This window comes from Pseudomonas sp. JH-2, from assembly GCF_036231725.1.
Classification (GTDB): Bacteria; Pseudomonadota; Gammaproteobacteria; order Pseudomonadales; family Pseudomonadaceae; genus Pseudomonas; species Pseudomonas delhiensis.
In genome coordinates, this window is sequence record NZ_JAZAQP010000001.1 from 33,310 (window position 1) to 52,620 (window position 19,311).

General features: G+C 69.3%; 13 protein-coding genes. 11 read left to right on the forward strand and 2 right to left on the reverse strand.

Features of this window, described 5'->3' with window-relative positions:
* The first annotated feature begins 8 nt into the window (after positions 1–8).
* The 5 genes from rpsR (at position 9) to alr (ending at position 4,456) form a co-directional block, all read left to right on the forward strand.
* Positions 9–239 (forward strand): 30S ribosomal protein S18, encoded by a 231-nt coding sequence (rpsR, locus tag VV867_RS00145; protein WP_003095634.1) that lies wholly within the window; start codon positions 9–11, stop codon positions 237–239.
* Positions 240–274: 35 nt separating this feature from the next.
* A complete protein-coding gene (locus tag VV867_RS00150) occupies positions 275–1,144 on the forward strand; it encodes a hypothetical protein (RefSeq protein WP_328565322.1) in 870 nt (289 codons plus the stop codon).
* Between the two features lie 21 nt (positions 1,145–1,165).
* Complete coding sequence (gene rplI, locus VV867_RS00155; protein WP_009613455.1) at positions 1,166–1,612, forward strand: 50S ribosomal protein L9; 447 nt, start codon at positions 1,166–1,168, stop codon at positions 1,610–1,612.
* A gap of 131 nt (positions 1,613–1,743) precedes the next feature.
* On the forward strand, positions 1,744–3,138 hold the full coding sequence (gene dnaB / locus VV867_RS00160) for a replicative DNA helicase (protein ID WP_089390001.1): 1,395 nt from the start codon (positions 1,744–1,746) through the stop codon (positions 3,136–3,138).
* A gap of 244 nt (positions 3,139–3,382) precedes the next feature.
* Complete coding sequence (gene alr, locus VV867_RS00165; RefSeq protein WP_328565323.1) at positions 3,383–4,456, forward strand: alanine racemase; 1,074 nt, start codon at positions 3,383–3,385, stop codon at positions 4,454–4,456.
* Here the strand turns inward: alr and VV867_RS00170 are convergent.
* Together VV867_RS00170 and VV867_RS00175 are read right to left on the reverse strand one after the other, a co-directional pair.
* Entirely contained in the window at positions 4,453–4,761 is a 309-nt protein-coding gene (locus VV867_RS00170) for a hypothetical protein (protein ID WP_109935998.1), read from the reverse strand. The genes alr and VV867_RS00170 overlap by 4 nt on opposite strands.
* A 28-nt stretch (positions 4,762–4,789) precedes the next feature.
* The gene (locus VV867_RS00175; RefSeq protein WP_328565324.1) at positions 4,790–6,670 is read right to left on the reverse strand and encodes a diguanylate cyclase domain-containing protein; all 1,881 of its coding nucleotides are present in this window, start codon (positions 6,668–6,670) and stop codon (positions 4,790–4,792) included.
* 222 nt (positions 6,671–6,892) lie between these two features.
* Between VV867_RS00175 and VV867_RS00180 the strand changes: the two genes are divergently transcribed.
* The 6 genes from VV867_RS00180 to VV867_RS00205 all read left to right on the forward strand — a co-directional run bounded on the left by VV867_RS00180 (position 6,893) and on the right by VV867_RS00205 (position 19,086).
* Entirely contained in the window at positions 6,893–9,148 is a 2,256-nt protein-coding gene (locus VV867_RS00180) for a YgiQ family radical SAM protein (protein WP_328565325.1), read from the forward strand.
* A gap of 317 nt (positions 9,149–9,465) precedes the next feature.
* Entirely contained in the window at positions 9,466–10,713 is a 1,248-nt protein-coding gene (locus VV867_RS00185) for a parallel beta-helix domain-containing protein (protein ID WP_328565326.1), read from the forward strand.
* On the forward strand, positions 10,710–11,837 hold the full coding sequence (locus tag VV867_RS00190; protein WP_328565327.1) for an SO2930 family diheme c-type cytochrome: 1,128 nt from the start codon (positions 10,710–10,712) through the stop codon (positions 11,835–11,837). The genes VV867_RS00185 and VV867_RS00190 overlap by 4 nt, the downstream gene beginning before the upstream one ends.
* A gap of 477 nt (positions 11,838–12,314) precedes the next feature.
* Complete coding sequence (locus VV867_RS00195; RefSeq protein WP_328565328.1) at positions 12,315–15,602, forward strand: transglutaminase family protein; 3,288 nt, start codon at positions 12,315–12,317, stop codon at positions 15,600–15,602.
* 50 nt (positions 15,603–15,652) lie between these two features.
* Entirely contained in the window at positions 15,653–18,151 is a 2,499-nt protein-coding gene (locus VV867_RS00200) for a circularly permuted type 2 ATP-grasp protein (protein WP_328565329.1), read from the forward strand.
* Entirely contained in the window at positions 18,151–19,086 is a 936-nt protein-coding gene (locus tag VV867_RS00205; protein WP_089390008.1) for a transglutaminase family protein, read from the forward strand. The genes VV867_RS00200 and VV867_RS00205 overlap by 1 nt, the downstream gene beginning before the upstream one ends.
* The last annotated feature ends 225 nt before the right edge of the window (positions 19,087–19,311 follow it).

Genomic DNA, 19,311 nt, shown 5'->3' on the forward strand with positions numbered 1-19,311 from the left:
CCGATAACATGGCACGTTTCTTCCGTCGTCGTAAGTTCTGCCGTTTCACCGCTGAAGGCGTCAAGGAGATCGATTACAAAGATCTCAACACCCTGAAGGCCTACGTTTCCGAAACCGGCAAGATCGTTCCGAGCCGCATCACCGGCACCAAGGCCAAGTACCAGCGTCAGCTGGCGACCGCCATCAAGCGCGCTCGCTACCTGGCCCTGCTTCCCTACACCGACAGCCACGGCCGTTGATCGGGCAGTCGACGTAGCTTTGATGGATAGATCGCATGCGCGCATTGGCTGAATTCGTCATGCGAGGCCGCATGCAGGCGACCCTGGTGGTCGTCGCAGCCGCGGTACTGCAGCCGTTCTTCTGGCTCGGTGCCGCCGCCGGCAGCCTGGTGCTGCTGCGCCGTGGAGCCAGCGATGCCATTGGCATCCTGGCCTGGGCGCTGCTCCCGGCCCTGGCCTGGTGGTACCTGGGCGACCCCACGGTCACCCTGGTGATGCTGGGTTCGGCGGCCCTGGCGCAGGTGTTGCGCACCAGCATGTCCTGGAATCGGGTCATGCTGGCCAGCGTGGTGTTGGGCGTGTTCTTCGTGCTGCTGTTGAGCACGGTGTCCGCCGGCCTGGTTGCAGGCCTGGCGGAGGCGTTTGGCAAGGTGCTGCCGCAGGTGCTGTCGGAAGCGAAGCTTTCGGCGGACCAGCAGGCCGAACTGCAAGCGGGGTTGGTCCCGGCCATTACCGGCCTGCTGGCCGCCTCGTTGCAGCTGATCAGCCTGTTGTGCCTGATGCTGGCGCGCTACTGGCAAGCGGCGCTGTACAACCCGCAAGGGTTCGGCCGCGAGTTCCGCGCGCTGCGCCTGGCGCCGCCGGTGGCCGTCGCGCTGCTGCTGGGCGTGCTGGTGGTGCCGTTGCTGGGCCCGCAGTTCGCCGTGGTGGCGCCGCTGTGCACCGTGCCGCTGCTGTTGGCCGGGCTCGCGCTCGGCCACGGGCTGGTCGCGCTGAAACGCCTGCCGGGGTTCTGGCTGGTGCTGTTGTACGGCCTGGCGCTGGTGCTGGGGAATGTGATCTGTCTGGTTGCTGTCGTCGATAGTCTGTTTGATTTTCGTGGTCGCCTGGTACGTCGCCAGGGCTCCACGAACGGTGAAGGTTAAAAGTTAAGAGGTAAGACTCAAATGGAAGTCATCCTGCTGGAAAAGATCGCCAAACTGGGCAACCTGGGCGACAAACTGAACGTCAAGGGCGGCTACGCCCGTAACTACCTGCTGCCGCAGGGCAAGGCCACCGCCGCCACCCCGGCCAACGTCGCTGCTTTCGAAGAGCGCCGCGCCGAGCTGGAAAAGGCTGCCGCCGCGAAGAAGGCTGACGCCGAAGCTCGCGCCGCCCAGCTGGCCGAACTGATCGTCACCATCGGCGCCCACGCCGGCGACGAAGGCAAGCTGTTCGGTTCGATCGGCACCCGCGACATCGCCGAAGCGGTTTCCGCTGCCGGCTACCCGCTGGAAAAGGCCGAAGTGCGCCTGCCCAACGGTGCCCTGCGCACCGTCGGCGAATACGACATCGAAGTGCAACTGCACACCGACGTCGAAGCGACCCTGCACGTGGTCGTCGTCGCCGAGTAAGCGATCCGTCGCTGCGACGCCGTGCACACCTTGCGTGGACGCGGCAGTTCGCTAACATCGGGCACGGTACCGCCGAGCGGTATCGTGCCCTTTGTTTTTCTGCTGCCCCCTGATTCCTTTACTCCGAGCCCATGAACGACATCACCGTCCCCGAGCAGTACGACCTGCAAACGGCATCCCTCAAGGTGCCGCCGCATTCGATCGAAGCCGAGCAGGCGGTGCTGGGTGGCCTGATGCTCGACAACAACGCCTGGGAGCGGGTCTCGGACGCGGTGTCCGATGGCGACTTCTACCGCCACGACCACCGGCTGATCTTCCGCGCGGTGTACAAGCTCGCCGAAGGCAACCAGCCGATCGACGTGGTGACGCTCTCCGAGCTGCTGGAGCGCGAAGGCCAACTGGCCCAGGTCGGCGGCCTGGCCTACCTGGCGGAGCTGGCGAAGAACACCCCGTCGGTGGCGAACATCAAGGCCTATGCGCAGATCATTCGCGAGCGCGCCACCCTGCGCCAACTGATCGGCATCAGCAGCGACATCGCCGACAGCGCCTTCAACCCCGAAGGCCGCAGCGCCAACGAGGTGCTCGACGAAGCCGAGAGGAAGATCTTCGAGATCGCCGAGGCGCGGCCGAAGACCGGCGGCCCGGTGGGCATCGGCGACATCCTGGCCAAGACCATCGATCGTATCGATCACCTGTTCAATACCGACGAGGCGCTGACCGGCATCTCCACCGGCTTCACCGACCTCGACGAGAAGACCAGCGGGCTGCAGCCGGCCGACCTGATTATCGTCGCCGGCCGTCCGTCCATGGGCAAGACCACCTTCGCCATGAACCTGGTGGAAAACGCCCTGATGCGCAGTGACAAGACGATCCTGGTGTACTCCCTGGAGATGCCCTCGGACTCGATCGTGATGCGTATGCTCGCATCGCTGGGGCGCATCGACCAGACCAAGGTCCGTTCGGGCAAGCTCGACGACGACGACTGGCCGCGCCTGACCTCGGCGGTCAACCTGCTCAACGACCGCAAGCTGTTCATCGACGACACTGCCGGCATCTCGCCGTCGGAGATGCGCGCGCGTACCCGGCGCCTGGCCCGCGAGCACGGCGAAATCGGCTTGATCATGGTGGACTACCTGCAGCTGATGCAGATTCCCGGCTCCTCCGGCGACAACCGCACCAACGAGATCTCCGAGATCTCCCGCTCGCTCAAGGCGCTGGCCAAGGAGTTCAACTGCCCGGTGGTGGCGCTGTCGCAGCTCAACCGCTCGCTGGAACAGCGTCCCAACAAGCGTCCGGTGAACTCCGACCTCCGCGAATCCGGGGCGATCGAGCAGGACGCCGACGTGATCATGTTCGTCTACCGCGACGAGGTGTACCACCCGGAGACCGAGTTCAAGGGCGTCGCCGAAATCATCATCGGCAAGCAGCGTAACGGCCCCATCGGCACGGTGCGCGTGGCCTTCCTCGGCAAGTACAGCCGCTTCGACAACCTCGCCCCGGGGATGTACAACTTCGAAGACGAATAACGCCCCCTGCGGGGAGCGCCGTGTTTTTGTAGGAGCGGGCCCTGCCCGCGATTCGCGCGCAGGGCGCGCTCCTACAGGTGAATGCCGCGGGTGGCGTGGCGTAGGAGCGGATCTCATCCGCGATCCGCGCCGAAACCTCCAGCCATCGCGGACAAGGTCCGCTCCTGCGCCCATGTTTTCCTGCTGCTGCGGCGGCGGGGCGGTTATGCTCCTCGTTCTGCTCAGCTTGTAGCTCGGGACCCCCATGCGCCCCCTCATCGCCCATATCGATCTCTCCGCCATCCAGCACAACTACGCCCTGGCCAAGCGCTGCGCGCCGGGCCGCGAGGCGTTTGCCGTGGTCAAGGCCAATGCCTACGGGCATGGCGTGCGCGAGGTGGTGACCGCGCTGCATGACGACGCCGACGGCTTCGCCGTGGCCTGCCTGGAGGAGGCCGCCGAGGTCCGGGCGCTGCACGGCACCGCGCGCATCCTGCTGCTGGAGGGCTGCTTCGAGCCGAGCGAGTGCCTGGTGGCTTCGCAACTGCGCCTGGACATCGCCGTGCAGGGGCCCGAGCAACTGGCGACGCTGCTGGCCAGCAGCCTGCCGCGTCCGCTCAACGTCTGGCTCAAGCTGGATTCGGGCATGCACCGCCTGGGCTTCTCCGCCGCGGCCCTGCGCGCGGTCTTCCCGAGCCTGCGCGGCGCCGCGCAGGTCGCCGAGCTGAACCTGATGAGCCACTTCGCCTGCGCCGACGAGCGCGGCCACACGCTCACCGAAGAGCAGCTGGAATGCTTCCTCGGCCTGCTCGACCTGGACTTCGACCAGCGCTCGCTGGCCAACTCCGCCGCCGTGCTGAGCATCCCGGCGGCGCACATGGACTGGATCCGCCCCGGCATCATGCTCTACGGCGCCTCGCCCTTCGCCGACCTGGGCGCGGCCGAGATGGGCCTGCGCCCGGCCATGAGCCTGCACGCGCAGGTGATGGCCATCCGCGAGGTGGCGGTGGGCGAGAGCGTCGGCTATGGCGCCACCTGGGTGGCCGGACGGCCATCGCGCATCGGCACCGTCAGCTGCGGCTACGCCGACGGCTACCCGCGCCATGCGCCCAGCGGCACGCCGGTGCTGGTCGACGGCCGCCGCGCGCCGCTGGCCGGACGTGTCTCCATGGACATGCTGGCGGTGGACCTCACCGACCTGCCCGACGTGGCCGTCGGCGCCCCGGTGGAACTCTGGGGCGCGCAGCTGCCGGTGGACGAGGTGGCCGCCCACGCCGGCACCATCGGCTACGAACTGCTGACCAAGGTCACCGCGCGGGTGCCGCGGCGCTACCGCTAGCCGTGGTCGCCCATGCGCTCGCGCAGCTTGCGCAGCGCCGGCGACTCGCCGCCGCTGGCCTCGATGCAGAACTCGGCGTAGGCCTGCTCCAGCTCGCGGTATTGCTGCAGGCCCTGCTCGGTGAACAGGTAGCGCCCGGGAATGTCGCGCCACTGCACCGGCGCCTCCAGGCTGCCGGCCTCGGCGCGGCGGAGCAGGTCCTCGAGCTCGCGCTGCAACTGCCCGACGGCCGGGTCGCACGCCAGGTGCTGCCGCAGGCTCGCCCGCAATGCCCGGGCCTTGGCTTTCAGGGTGTCGGCGTGCATCGCTTCTCCGGTCATTGGTGGCGATCGCCTAGACCAGCCGGTCCGAAGTCTTCAGCGTCTCCAGCCAGAAGTCGCCGTTGCCGCCGTCCTCCCCGGCCAGCGCATAGCTGGCCCGGCCGCTGCCTTTGACCTGGTACAGCGCCTGGTCGGCGGCCTTGTACAGCTTGGCGAACTGCAGGGCGTGGCGCGGGTAGATGGCCACGCCGATGCTCGGGGTGATGCTCAGCTCCAGGCGGTCGAACTGCACCGGCCGCGACAGCTCGCTGAGCAGGCGCACGGCGATCTCCCGGGCGTGGCCTTCGGCGTCGGGGCCGGACACCAGCGCGGCGAACTCGTCGCCGCCCAGGCGCGCCACGCAGTCGCTGGAGCGCACGCACTGGCGCAGGCGGTGGCCGACGTGCTGGAGCATGAAGTCGCCGGCGTCGTGGCCGTGGCTGTCGTTGATCGGCTTGAAGTGGTCTAGGTCGATCAGCATCAGCGCCAGGCTCTCGCCGTGCTGCTGGGCGTGCTGCAGCGCCTGCTCGGCATGCTCCACCAGGTAGCGGCGGTTGGGCAGCCCGGTGAGCGGGTCGTTGTGCGCGGCATGGCGCAGCTGGGCCTCGCGCTCCAGCAGCAGGCGGTTGCTCTGCGTCAGCTCGGCGGTGCGCGCGGCCACGGCCTGCGCCAGGTCGTTCTGCGCGCTCTGCAGCAGGGTCATGCGCGCGCTCTTCTCGCGGTTGGCCTGCTCCAGGGCCTGGGTCTTCTCGCGCTTGAGTTCCTGGATGCGCGAGGTCAGGGCGAAGGAGAACAGGATGGACTCCATGGCCACCGATACCGGGAACAGGTAGGCGGTGGTCGGCGACGGTTGCACCACGCCCAGGGCGCGCATCACCGAGATGCTCACGCTGGACAGCACCAGGCCGAAGCCCACCAGGTACAGGCGCGCCGGCAGGGAGCCCTGCAGCGAGCGGGTGATGGCCGCGCCGAGCGCCGCCGGGATGCCGACGAAGGTGGTGGTGGCCAGCACCCAGCCGGCCTCGGAGCGGCCGACGAAGACGTTGAGCAGCACCGAGGCGACGTACAGCAGGCAGTTCAGCGTCAGCAGGTGGTGCGCCCAGGGCACGTTGCGGCGGGTCTGCAGCAGCGTCTGGGTGAAGCGGGTGACGCACAGGCCCCACAGCGAGGGCAGGGTGATGCGGTTCAGCCACCAGGGCACCGCGGCGTCCGGCCAGAGCAGCTCGAAGGCGTGGCCGGTCATGCCCATGCTGAACAGCAGGGCGAAGCCGGTGGTGAGCACGTACCAGAAGTAGGCGCGGTCGCGCAGGCTGACCAGGATGAACAGGTTGTACAGCAGCAGCGCGGCGATCAGCCCGTAGACGCCGCCGAGGAACAGGTTGGTCTCGGCACGGTGGTCCTGCAGGTCGTCCTGCGACCAGATGCGCAGCGGGAAGGAGTTGCCGGCCGGGTCCAGGCTGCGCAGGTACAGGCGCAGCGGGCCTTCGCCGGCGGGCAGGTGGAACACCGGGCGGCGGTAGCTGCGGTCGCGGCCTTCGGCGAAGGGCACCGCCTCGCCCGAGCGCAGCTCGCGGTAGCCGCCCTGGCCGTCGGGCAGGTACAGGCGCAGGTCGAGCAGGTTGACCGCGTCCACCTCCAGCCACCAGCCGCCGGGCGGGGTGGCCTGGCGCTCGAGGTCCAGGCGCAGCCACCAGGGGTTGGGGCTCTGGCCGACGCTGGTGCGGCCCTTGGCGGGCACGAAGGCAGCGTCCCGCTCGCGCGCCTGCTGCAGGTCCAGGCGCGCGCCCGGGTCTTCCAGCAGCATCAGGCCATCGTTCAGCCAGCGCCCGCTGGCCCGTTCGTCGAGTACCAGGGGCTGGGCCGCGGCGCTGGCGCAACCGAGCAGGAGAAACAACAGACACCACAGATGACGCACGGCTGACACTCCCTGTTCCCGGCCGCTGCGGCCAAGCCTGTTGATACGGTGGAGCGAGTATAGCCAGTTGCCATCGCGGCGGCGCCGCCAATCGTCCCCGTCCGGCGGTCATTCGGCACCGGGAAAAACCCCAGCGTCCCGGTCGGAATTGTTCACTTTTTGTGCTATATTCCGCGCCCGCGATTTTGCGACCCTATTCCTAGAGATACCCCGGTGCCCGTGATGCAAGCCGCCAAGCCGCTGTTCGACTATCCCAAGTTCTGGGCCGAGTGTTTCGGCCCGGCGCCCTTCCTGCCGATGAGCCGGGCGGAGATGGATCAGCTGGGCTGGGATTCCTGCGACATCATCATCGTCACCGGCGACGCCTACGTCGACCATCCGTCCTTCGGCATGGCCATCATCGGCCGCCTGCTGGAAGCCCAGGGCTTCCGCGTGGGCATCATCGCCCAGCCCGACTGGCAGTCGAAGGACGACTTCATGAAGCTGGGCAAGCCGAACCTGTTCTTCGGCGTGGCCGCCGGCAACATGGACTCGATGATCAACCGCTACACCGCCGACCGGAAGATCCGCTCCGACGACGCCTACACCCCCGGCGGCAATGCCGGCAAGCGCCCGGACCGCGCCAGCATGGTCTACAGCCAGCGCTGCCGCGAGGCGTACAAGGGCGTGCCGATCGTGCTCGGCGGCATCGAGGCCTCGCTGCGCCGCATCGCCCACTACGACTACTGGCAGGACAAGGTCCGCCATTCCATCCTGATGGACGCCAAGGCCGACATCCTGCTGTTCGGCAACGCCGAGCGCGCCGTGGTGGAAGTGGCCCAGCGGCTGTCGGCCGGCGAGCCGATCGAAGCGATCACCGACGTGCGCGGCACCGCCTTCGTGCGCCGCGACACCCCCGAGGGCTGGTTCGAGCTGGACTCCACGCGCATCGACCGCCCGGGCAAGATCGACAAGATCATCAACCCCTACGTCAACACCCAGGACACCGCCGCCTGCGCCATCGAGCAGGACAAGGGCCCGCAGGAGGACCCGAACGAAGCCAAGGTGGTGCAGTTGCTGCCCAACCCCAGGCTGACCCGCGAGCACACCGTCATCCGCCTGCCGTCCTTCGAGAAGGTGAAGAACGACCCGGTGCTCTACGCCCACGCCAACCGCGTGCTGCACCTGGAGACCAACCCCGGCAACGCCCGGGCCATGGTGCAGCGCCACGGCGAGACCGACGTGTGGTTCAACCCGCCGCCCATCCCGCTGACCACCGAGGAAATGGACTACGTCTTCGGTCTGCAGTACGCCCGCGTGCCGCACCCGGCCTACGGCGGCGAGAAGATCCCGGCCTACGAGATGATCCGTTTCTCGGTGAACATCATGCGGGGCTGCTTCGGCGGCTGCACCTTCTGCTCCATCACCGAGCACGAGGGGCGGATCATCCAGAACCGCTCGGAAGACTCGATCATCCGCGAGATCGAGGAGATCCGCGACAAGGTGCCGGGCTTCACCGGGGTGATCTCCGACCTCGGCGGGCCGACCGCCAACATGTACCGCATCGCCTGCAAGGACCCGGAGATCGAGAAGCACTGCCGCAAGCCGTCGTGCGTGTTCCCCGGCATCTGCGACAACCTCAACACCGACCACTCCTCGCTGATCCAGCTGTACCGCCGTGCCCGCGACCTGCCGGGGGTGAAGAAGATCCTCATCGCCTCGGGCCTGCGCTACGACCTGGCGGTGGAGTCGCCGGAGTACGTCCGCGAGCTGGTCACGCACCACGTCGGCGGTTACCTGAAGATCGCCCCGGAGCACACCGAGCAGGGCCCGCTGTCGAAGATGATGAAGCCGGGCATCGGTAGCTACGACCGCTTCAAGCAGATGTTCGAGAAGTTCACCAGGGAGGCGGGCAAGGAGCAGTACCTGATCCCGTACTTCATCGCCGCGCACCCGGGCACCACCGACGAGGACATGATGAACCTCGCCCTGTGGCTCAAGCGCAACGGCTTCCGCGCCGACCAGGTGCAGGCCTTCTATCCCTCGCCGATGGCCACCGCCACGGCCATGTACCACTCGGGCAAGAACCCGCTGCGCAAGGTCACCTACAAGAGCGAGGGCGTGAACATCGTCAAGGGCGAGCGTCACCGCCGCCTGCACAAGGCCTTCCTGCGCTGGCACGACCCGAACAACTGGCCGATGCTGCGTGAGGCGCTCAAGGACATGGGGCGCGCCGACCTGATCGGCAACGGCAAGCACCAGCTGATCCCCACCCACCAGCCCGACGGCGACGGCGGCTACCAGAGCGCCCGGCGCAAGAACTCCACGCCGGTGGGCAGCAAGAAGACCGGCAAGCCGCTGCTGACCCAGCACACCGGCCTGCCGCCGCGCGCCAGTGACGGCTCGCGCCCGTGGAACAAGGACGAGGAGGGCAAGGCAGCGGCCTACGCCAAGGGCAAGAAGCGCACCACCAAGCGCCAGCCGAACATACCGCGCTGAGAAGCATGACCGACGACGGGGCCGCAAGGCCCCGTTTTCATTTCCCGGGCTGCTTTCGTAGGAGCGAGCTTGCTCGCGAACGGAGCCTACCGGCAACGACGGAGCCTAGGATAAGTCCGCCCCTCTCCCCAGCCCTCTCCCTGAAGGGAGAGGGCTGGGGAGAGGGGGTGGAGGTCGGTCTGATGCCAGCGTATCCGGGAAACTCGGTTCGCGAGCAAGCTCGCTCCTACAGGAAGGGAACCGCGTCCGGTCTATCCATCGAAACATTTTGGCACTATAGTTCCAGAATCATAAAAACAAGACCGGAGACCCCCGCCATGCCTCGCGCCGCCCTGTCCCTCCTCAGCCTCGCCGTGCTCCTGGCCGCCTGCGGCGAGCAGGACAAACCCACCGCCGCGGTCAGCGCGGACTTCCAGAAAGACCTGCAGGCCCGGCTGATCAAGGCCAAGCCCGGCGAGGTCATCGCGATCCCCGCCGGCACCTACCACCTCGATCGCGGCCTCAGCCTCAAGGTGGACGGCGTCACCATTCGCGGCGACGGCATGGACAAGACCATCCTCAGCTTCCGCAACCAGAAGGCCGGCGCCGAAGGGCTGCTGGTGGACGCCTCGGACTTCACCATCGAGAACCTGGCCATCGAGGACAGCAAGGGCGACGCGCTCAAGGTCCTGGGCGGGAAGAACATCGTCATCCGCAACGTGCGCACCGAATGGACCAACGGCCCGGCCACCGAGAACGGCGCCTACGGCCTGTACCCGGTGCAGACCGAGAACGTGCTGCTGGAAGGCAACGTGGCCATAGGCGCGTCCGACGCCGGCATCTACGTCGGCCAGTCGCGCAACGTGGTGGTGCGCAACAACCGCGCCGAGCGCAACGTCGCCGGCATCGAGATCGAGAACACCATCGGCGCCGACGTCTACGACAACGTCGCCACCGGCAACACCGGCGGCATCCTCGTCTTCAACATGCCCAACCTGCAGCAGCCGGGGCGTGGCAGCCGGGTGTTCAACAACGACGTGCAGGGCAACAACCACGACAACTTCGGCCACAAGGGCACGCCGGTGGCCAGCGTCCCGGCCGGTTCCGGGGTGGTGGTGAACTCCAACGACGACGTGGAGATCTTCGACAACAGGATCGGCGACCACAAGACCGCCAACGTCATCATCAGCAGCTACTACAGCACCAACTACTCGGACAAGGCGACGCAGCCGAACTTCGACCCCTACCCCGAGGGCATCTACATCCACGGCAACACCTTCGGTCCCGGCGGCGACAGCCCCGACCACCTGGAGCTGAAGGCGCTGAAGATCGCCAAGTTCGGCCTGAACGGGCGCCTGCCGGACATCCTCTGGGACGGCTACGTGAACCAGAAGAAGCTGGTCGACGGCAAGCTGCCGGACGACCTGGCCATCTGCATCGACAACGGCGACGCCGGCATCGTCAACGTCGACGGGCCCAACGGCTACAAGAACATCAGCACCGACATGAGCGGCCACCGCTGCAAGCTCAAGCCGCTGCCGAAGATCGAACAGGCTGGCCTGGGCGAGAAGGGGGGCAAGGCATGACGCGAGCCGCCTGCGCCTGGCTGTCGCTCGCCCTGGCCGTCGCGCTGGCCGGGTGCGGGCAGGAGGCGAAGCCGCGCTACCAGCCCGAGGGCGACGACTACCCGCAGGTCCTCAGCGGCTGGGGCATGCTGCGCCTGGGCGAGGGCCACCTGAAGCCTGCCGCCGAGGTGCTGCCCTACGACCTCAACACCCCGTTGTTCACCGACTACGCGCACAAGCTGCGCACGGTGTGGATGCCCGAGGGGCAGGCGGCGAAGTATGCCGACGACCACTTCGACTACCCGCTGGGCACGGTGCTGACCAAGACCTTCTACTACCCCACCGACGGCAAGGGCCAGTTGCTGGAGAACGCCCAGGACGACCGCGACCCGCAGCAGGGCCTGGACCTGGCGAAGGTGCGCCTGGTCGAGACCCGCGTGCTGGTGAAGCAGAAGGACGGCTGGACGGCGCTGCCCTACGTGTGGGACGCCGGGCAGAAGGAAGCCCGCCTGGAGCTGGCCGGCGACAGCCAGGCCCTGGAGCTGCGGGATGCAGCCGGGCAGAAGGTGGCCTTCACCTACATGGTGCCGGACGCCAACCAGTGCTCCGAGTGCCACGCCGAGACCAAGGGCGCCGGCATCGCCCCGCTGGGGCCCAAGGCCCGGCACCTGAACAAGGACTTCGCCTACGCCGAAGGCAGCGACAACCAGCTGCGCCACTGGCAGGCGCGCGGTTTCCTGCAGGGCCTGCCGGAACTGGCGCAGGTGCCGCAGAACGCCCTGTGGGGCCACCCGCGCGAAGGCGAGAGTCTGGAGAAGCAGGCGCGCAGCTACCTCGACGCCAACTGCGGCCACTGCCACAACCCCAAGGGCGCGGCGCGTACCTCGGGCCTGTACCTCGACGCCCACGCCGAGCTGGGGGTGAACTACGGCTTCTGCAAGCAACCGGTGGCGGCCGGCGGCGGCACCGGCGGGCGCCGCGAGGACATCCACCCGGGGCACCCGGAGCTGTCGGTGCTGACCTACCGCGTCGGCAGCGACAAGCCCGGGGAGATGATGCCCGAGCTGGGGCGCGCGCTGGTGCACAAGGAAGGGCTGGAGGTGCTGGAGCGCTGGATCGCTTCGTTGCCGGGGAGTTGTAGCTGACGCCGGAGCTTCCATGCGACGTCGGTGCGTGGGGGACTCCGCTCCCTCTCCCTAACCCTCTCCCTGAAGGGAGAGGGGACCGTTCGGAGCGCTTGGGTATTCCCGAGTCAGCCGGCAGCTCCGGCGCTTCCGGTTAAAGCCATTGTTGACGTTGGCACGGACAAGCCCCCTCGCCCTTCAGGGAGAGGGCTGGGGAGAGGGCGCTCTACAGCCCAACACCAAAATCCCCAGCCAACTCCCCGTTCGCGAGCAACCTCGCCCCAACGAAAGACCACCCAACCTTCTCCCCCCTGTCACACCCCAAGGTCTAGGCTATCCCCACCGGGCGCCCCATTTCCGTGCGCTCCCGTGCCCGGCATGCGCCCCTGGGCCCCGCGATGGTGCCCGGCGCCCGTGCGCAGCCCGTTCTACGGCCCCTGGCGGCTGGCACGGGACTTGCGCGGAAGCTGTGTCGCCCAGGCCCGCAGGAGGCCCGCCGTGTCGATCCATGTCGCCTTGCAGCACGTCACCCACTACCGCTACGACCGCGCCGTGAACCTCGGCCCGCAGCTGGTGCGCCTGCGCCCGGCGCCGCACAGCCGCACGCGCATTCTCGGCTATTCGCTGAAGGTCGCCCCGGGCAAGCACTTCATCAACTGGCAGCAGGACCCCCAGGGCAACTACCTGGCGCGCCTGGTGTTCCCGGAGAAGACCGAGGAACTGCGGGTGGAGGTGGACCTGGTCGCCGAGATGGCGGTGTTCAACCCCTTCGACTTCTTCCTCGAGCCCTACGCCGAGCAGTTCCCCTTCGCCTACGGCGCCGACGAGCAGCGCGAGCTGGCGCCCTACCTGGCGCGCCAGCCGGCCAGCCCGCGGTTCGCCGAATACCTCGCCGGGGTGCCGCGCGAGGCCAGCCCCACCGTGGACTTCCTGGTCGCGCTGAACCAGCGCCTGGCCGGCGACGTGCGCTACCTGATCCGCATGGAGCCCGGCGTGCAGACGCCCGAGCAGACCCTGGAACTGGCCTCCGGCTCCTGCCGCGACTCGGCCTGGCTGCTGGTCCAGCTGGCGCGCCACCTGGGCCTGGCGGCGCGCTTCGTCTCCGGTTACCTGATCCAGCTCACCGCCGACCAGAAGTCCCTGGACGGCCCCAGCGGCACCGAGGTGGACTTCACCGACCTGCACGCCTGGGCCGAGGTCTACCTGCCCGGCGCCGGCTGGGTGGGGCTGGACCCCACCTCCGGGCTGTTCGCCGGCGAAGGCCACATCCCCCTGGCCTGCAGCCCCGAGCCGTCCTCGGCGGCGCCGATCAGCGGCGCGCTGGAAGAGTGCGAGGTGACGTTCAGCCACGAGATGCGCGTGGAGCGCGTGTGGGAAGCGCCGCGGGTGACCAAGCCCTACAGCGAGGAACAGTGGCAGGCGATCCGCGAGCTGGGTTCGCGCATCGACGCCGACCTCGCCGAGCAGGACGTGCGCCTGACCATGGGCGGCGAGCCGACCTTCGTCGCCATCGACCATCCCGACGACCCCGAGTGGAACACCGCCGCCCTGGGCCCGAACAAGCGCCGCCTGGCCGCCGACCTGTTCCACCGCCTGCGCCGCCACTACGCACCCAAGGGCCTGGTGCACTTCGGCCAGGGCAAGTGGTACCCCGGCGAACAGCTGCCGCGCTGGTCGCTGAACTGCTTCTGGCGGCGCGACGGCGAGCCGCTGTGGAACAACCCCATGCTCTATGCCGAGGAAGGCCGCAGCTACGGCGCCGACGCCGCCCTGGCCGCACGCTTCCTGCGCCGCCTGGCCGGGCGCCTGGGGCTGTCCGGCGACACCCTGTTCGCCGCCTACGAGGACTGGTTCTACTACCTCTGGCGCGAACGCCGGCTGCCGGCCAACGTCACCCCGGAAGACGCGCGCCTGAGCGATCCGCTGGAGCGCGAGCGCCTGTGCAAGGTATTCGAGCGCGGCCTGGGCGAGGAAGTCGGCCAGGTGCTGCCGCTGGCCCGCAGCGCCGCCGGCGACGCCTGGGAGAGCGGCCGCTGGTTCCTGCGCGGCGAGCATTGCCGGCTGATTCCCGGCGACTCGGCCATGGGTTACCGCCTGCCGCTGGATTCGCAGCCCTGGGCCAGCGAAGCCGACTATCCCTACGTCAACCCGGCCGACCCGAGCGTGGCCCAGCCGCCGTTGCGCCGCGCCGCGCAGATGCAGCAGCCGAGCCGCGAACGCACCCCGGGCGGGCCGGACGCCACGCGCCAGCCGCTGATGCACCAGTCCGCCGGCTGGATCACCCGCACCGCGCTCTGCGCCGAGCCGCGCGACGGCCGCCTGTACCTGTTCATGCCGCCGCTGGCGGAGCTTGAGGCCTACCTGGAGCTGGTCGCCGCCATCGAGGCCACCGCCGGCGAGCTGGGCTGCCCGGTGCTGCTGGAAGGCTACGAGCCGCCGGCCGACCCGCGCCTGGTGAACTTCCGCGTCACCCCCGACCCGGGGGTGATCGAAGTGAACATCCACCCCTCGGCGAACTGGGACGAGCTGGCCGAGCGCACCGAGTTCCTCTACGAGGCGGCGCGCCAGTCGCGGCTGTCCAGCGAGAAGTTCATGGTCGACGGCCGCCACGTCGGCACCGGCGGCGGCAACCACTTCGTCCTCGGCGGCGCCACCCCGGCGGATTCGCCCTTCCTGCGCCGCCCGGACCTGCTGCGCAGCCTGGTCGGCTATTGGCACAACCACCCCTCGCTGTCCTACCTGTTCTCCGGCCTGTTCATCGGCCCGACCTCCCAGGCACCGCGGGTGGACGAGGCGCGCAACGACGCCCTCTACGAACTGGAGGTCGCCTTCGCGCAGATGCCCGAGCCGGGCGCCGACTGCCCGCCCTGGCTGGTCGACCGCCTGCTGCGCAACCTGCTGGTGGACGTCACCGGCAACACCCATCGCGCCGAATTCTGCATCGACAAGCTGTACTCGCCGGACAGCGCCTCCGGGCGCCTCGGCCTGCTGGAGCTGCGCGCCTTCGAAATGCCGCCCCACGCGCGCATGAGCCTGGCCCAGCAACTGCTGCTGCGGGCCCTGGTGGCGCGCTTCTGGGCCGAGCCCTACGCGCCGCCGAAGCTGGTGCGCTGGGGCACCGAGCTGCACGACCGCTTCCTGCTGCCGCACTTCGTCGAGCAGGACTTCGCCGACGTCATCCACGAGCTCAACGCCTTCGGCTACCCGCTGCGCAGCGACTGGTTCGCGCCGCACTTCGAGTTCCGCTTCCCGAAATACGGCGACTACGCGGTGAAGGGCATCGACCTGGAACTGCGCCAGGCCCTGGAACCCTGGCACGTGCTGGGCGAGGAGGGCGCCAGCGGCGGCACCGTGCGCTACGTGGACTCGTCCCTGGAGCGCGTGCAACTGAAGGTGAGCGGCATGGCCGCGGAGCGCTACGTGGTCACCTGCAACGGCCGCCCGGTGCCGCTGCGGCCCACCGGCCAGGTCGGCGAATACGTCGCCGCGGTGCGCTACCGCGCCTGGCAGCCGGCCTCCTGCCTGCAGCCGACCATCGGCGTGCAGGCACCGCTGGTCTTCGACATCGTCGACACCTGGATGCAACGCTCCCTCGGCGGCTGCCAGTACCACGTCAGCCACCCCGGCGGGCGCAGCTACGACAGCTTCCCGGTGAACGCCTACGAGGCCGAGAGCCGGCGCCTGGCGCGCTTCTTCCGGCATGGCCACACGCCCGGCAAGATGAGCGTGGAGGCGCCGCGCGCCGACGCCGAATTGCCGATGACCCTCGACCTGCGGCGGACATGAGCGCCGCCGCCCGCTAAAGTGAACAGGCCGCCTTGCACGCCGAGTCCCTGATGTCCGAGTTGCTCGCCCACTACCCGCTGTCCGCCACGGCGTACCACGAACTGCTGGACGCCGCGGGCGGCGTTCGCCCGCACTGGCAACGCCTGGTTCAGCGCCTGGAGCGCGCCAGCGCCGCGCAGCTGGAGCAGCGCCAGGCCCTGCTGGCGCGGCAGATCCAGGAAAACGGCGTGACCTACAACGTCTACGCCGACCCCAAGGGCGCCGACCGCCCCTGGGAGCTGGACCTGCTGCCCAACCTGCTGTCCGCCGAGGAGTGGGCGGGCATCGCCGCCGGCGTGGCGCAGCGTGGGCGGGTGCTCAATGCGCTGCTGGCCGACCTCTACGGCGAGCAGCGCCTGCTCGCCGAGGGCGTGCTGCCCAGCGAGCTGGTCTACGGCCACCCCAACTTCCTCTGGCCCTGCAGCGGCCTGCCGGTGCCCGGCGGCATCTACCTGCACAGCTATGCCGTCGACCTGGCACGCGATGCCGACGGCCGCTGGCACGTGCTCGCCGACCGCACCCAGGCGCCCTCCGGCGCCGGCTACGCCCTGGAGAACCGGCAGATCATCTCCCGCGCCCTGCCGGAGCTGTATCGTGAACTGCGCGTGCAGTACCTGGCCGGTTACTTCCGCACCCTGCAGGAAACCCTCGCGCATTGCGCCCCGGCCGACGGCGAGACGCCGCTGGTGGTGCTGCTGACCCCGGGGCGCTTCAACGAGACCTACTTCGAGCACCTGTACCTGGCGCGCCAGCTGGGCTTCCCGCTGGTGGAAGGCCACGACCTGACGGTGCGCGACGCCACCCTGTACCTGAAGACCCTCGGCGGCCTGAAGCGCGTCCACGCGGTGCTGCGGCGCCTGGACGACGACTTCTGCGACCCCCTGGAACTGCGCACCGACTCCGCCCTCGGCGTGCCCGGCCTGCTGGATGCCGTGCGCCGCGGCCGCGTGCTGGTGGCCAATGCCCTGGGCAGCGGCGTGCTGGAGTCGCCGGGGCTGCTGGGCTTCCTGCCCGCGGCCAGCCGCGCGCTGTTCGGCGAGGACCTGCTGCTGCCGGCGGTGCAGACGCGCTGGTGCGGCGAGCCGGGCGCCCTGGACATGGCGCTGGCCGAACTGGACCGCCTGGTCATCAAGCCGGCCTTCCCCTCGCAGAGCTTCGAACCCCTGTTCGGCCACACTCTGGGCCCGGCGGCCCGCGCCGAGCTGAGCCAGCGCCTGCGCGCGCAGCCCCATGCCTACGTGGCGCAGCGCCAGGCGCAGCTGTCCCAGGCGCCGGTCTGGCAGCAACGCGGCGCGCGCGGCGAGCTGCAATCCCGCGCCATCGGCATGCGCGTGTTCGCCGTGGCCGGCAGCGACGGGCGCTACTGGGTGATGCCCGGCGGCCTGACGCGGGTGGCCTCGGCGGCGGACGCCGAGGTGGTCTCCATGCAGCGCGGCGGGGCCAGCAAGGACACCTGGGTGCTGGCCGACCGCCCGGTCCACGGCGAGCCCCTGCGGCCGCGCAACATAGGCGCGCGCGACCTGATCCGGCAGGACCCGTACCTGCCCTCGCGGGTGGTGGAGAACCTCTACTGGTTCGGCCGCTACGCCGAGCGCTGCGACGACGACGCGCGCCTGCTGCGCGTGGTGCTGTCGCGCTACGTCGACGCCGACGGCGACGAGCAGGCCCTGCGCAGCGCGCTGGACCTGGCCGGCGCCATGGGCCTGGTCCCCCAGGGCGAGGCACCGCTGGAAAAGCGCCTGCTGGCGGCCCTGCTGGACGAGCACTGGGGCAACAGCCTCAGCGCCAACCTGCGCCGCCTGCACTGGGCCGCCGCCCAGGTGCGCGGGCGGCTGTCGCGGGAGAACTGGCTGGCGCTGATGGAACTGCAGCGCGACCTGCAGGCGCTGGACGCGCGCGACACCGAACTGGGCGACGCCCTGGACTTCCTCAACCGCCTGCTGATGTCGCTGGCGGCGCTGTCCGGCTTCGCCCTCGACGACATGACCCGCGACGATGGCTGGCGCTTCCTGATGATCGGCCGGCGCATCGAGCGCATCCAGTTCTTCGCCGACGCCATCGCCGGTTTCCTCGACGGCGGCGCGGCCTGGGACCCGGGCGCCCTGGAGTGGCTGCTGGAACTGGGCAACAGCACCATCACCTACCGTTCGCGCTACCTCGCCGGGCCCCAGGCGATCCCGGTGCTCGACCTGCTGTTGCTGCACGAGCAGAACCCCCACGCCCTGTACTTCCAGCTGCAGGCCCTGGAGCGCTCCCTGGAGCGCCTGCACCAGGAGTTCGGCATGCCCCGCGAGCAGGAACTGACGCTGCTCACCGCGCGCCTGCTGGCCTTCGACTTCGCCACCCTGGAGAACGCGCTGTTCGGCAGCGCCGGGCAGGACGAGGTGCTCGCCGGCCTGGCGCGCCTGCTGCGCGAACTGGCGCAAGGCGCCGGCCAGGTCTCCGACCGCCTGGGCCTGCGCTACTTCGCCCACGTCGACGACATCAGCCAGCGCACGGTATCCACCTGATGGCCGAAGCCCAGCTCCGCCCCGCCCCCGCGCAAGTGGCGCGCTACCAGGTGTTCCACGACACCCGCTACCGCTATGCCGCGCCGGTGTCGCTGTCGCAGCAGCTGCTGCACCTGTGGCCACGTGAATGCCCCTGGCAGCGCTGCCTGGGCCGCGAACTGCAGATCGAGCCGCAGCCCACCCAGCGCAGCGACGGTTTCGACGTGTTCGGCAACCCGCTGACGCGCCTGGCCTTCGAACGCCCCCACGACGAGTTGCAGGTGAACGCCCGCCTGCAGGTCGAGGTGCTGCAGCGCCCGCCGCTGCAATTGCAGGCCTCGCCGGCCTGGGAACGGGTAGTCGCCGGCCTGGCCTTCAGCGGCCGCGCCCTGTCGGCGGAAGAACTGGAAGCCTGCCGCTTCCGCATGGAGTCGCCCTACGTGCGCATCAAGCGCCAGTTCGCCGAGTTCGCCGCCGACTGCTTCCCGCTCGGGCGGCCACTGCTGGAAGGCGCGGCGGCGCTGATGCAGAAGATCTTCGACGAATTCGCCTTCGACGCCGAAGCCACCCAAGTGGCGACGCCGCTGATCGAGGTGCTGGAACGCCGCCGCGGCGTGTGCCAGGACTTCGCCCACCTGATGCTCGCCTGCCTGCGCTCGCGCGGCCTGGCCGCCCGCTACGTCAGTGGCTACCTGCTGACCCGCCCGCCACCCGGCCAACCGCGCCTGATCGGCGCCGACGCCTCCCACGCCTGGGTGTCGCTGTACTGCCCGGCCAACGGCTGGGTGGACTTCGACCCCACCAACAACATCCTCCCGGCCCTGGAACACATCACCCTGGCCTGGGGCCGCGACTTCGCCGACGTCTCGCCGCTGCGCGGGGTGATCCTCGGCGGCGGCAGCCACGATCCGGAGGTGCGGGTGACGGTGATGCCGCATTGGGAGCTGGCGGTGTAGGCGCGGATTGATCCGCGATGGCTGAGCCCGACCGTAGGGCGGATAACCGTTCGCGGTTATCCGCCGTTTCACCTTCCTTGCCGGCAACTTCGTGGTTGGGCTTGGCGCGGCTTGGGGGCGGCTTCGTGCTCGGCACCGAGCGGCATGGGGCGAAGGTCAAGCGGCGGATAACGCGGGGCGTTATTCGCCCTACGACAAGCCCGCCATGGGCGTAGGGCGGATAAC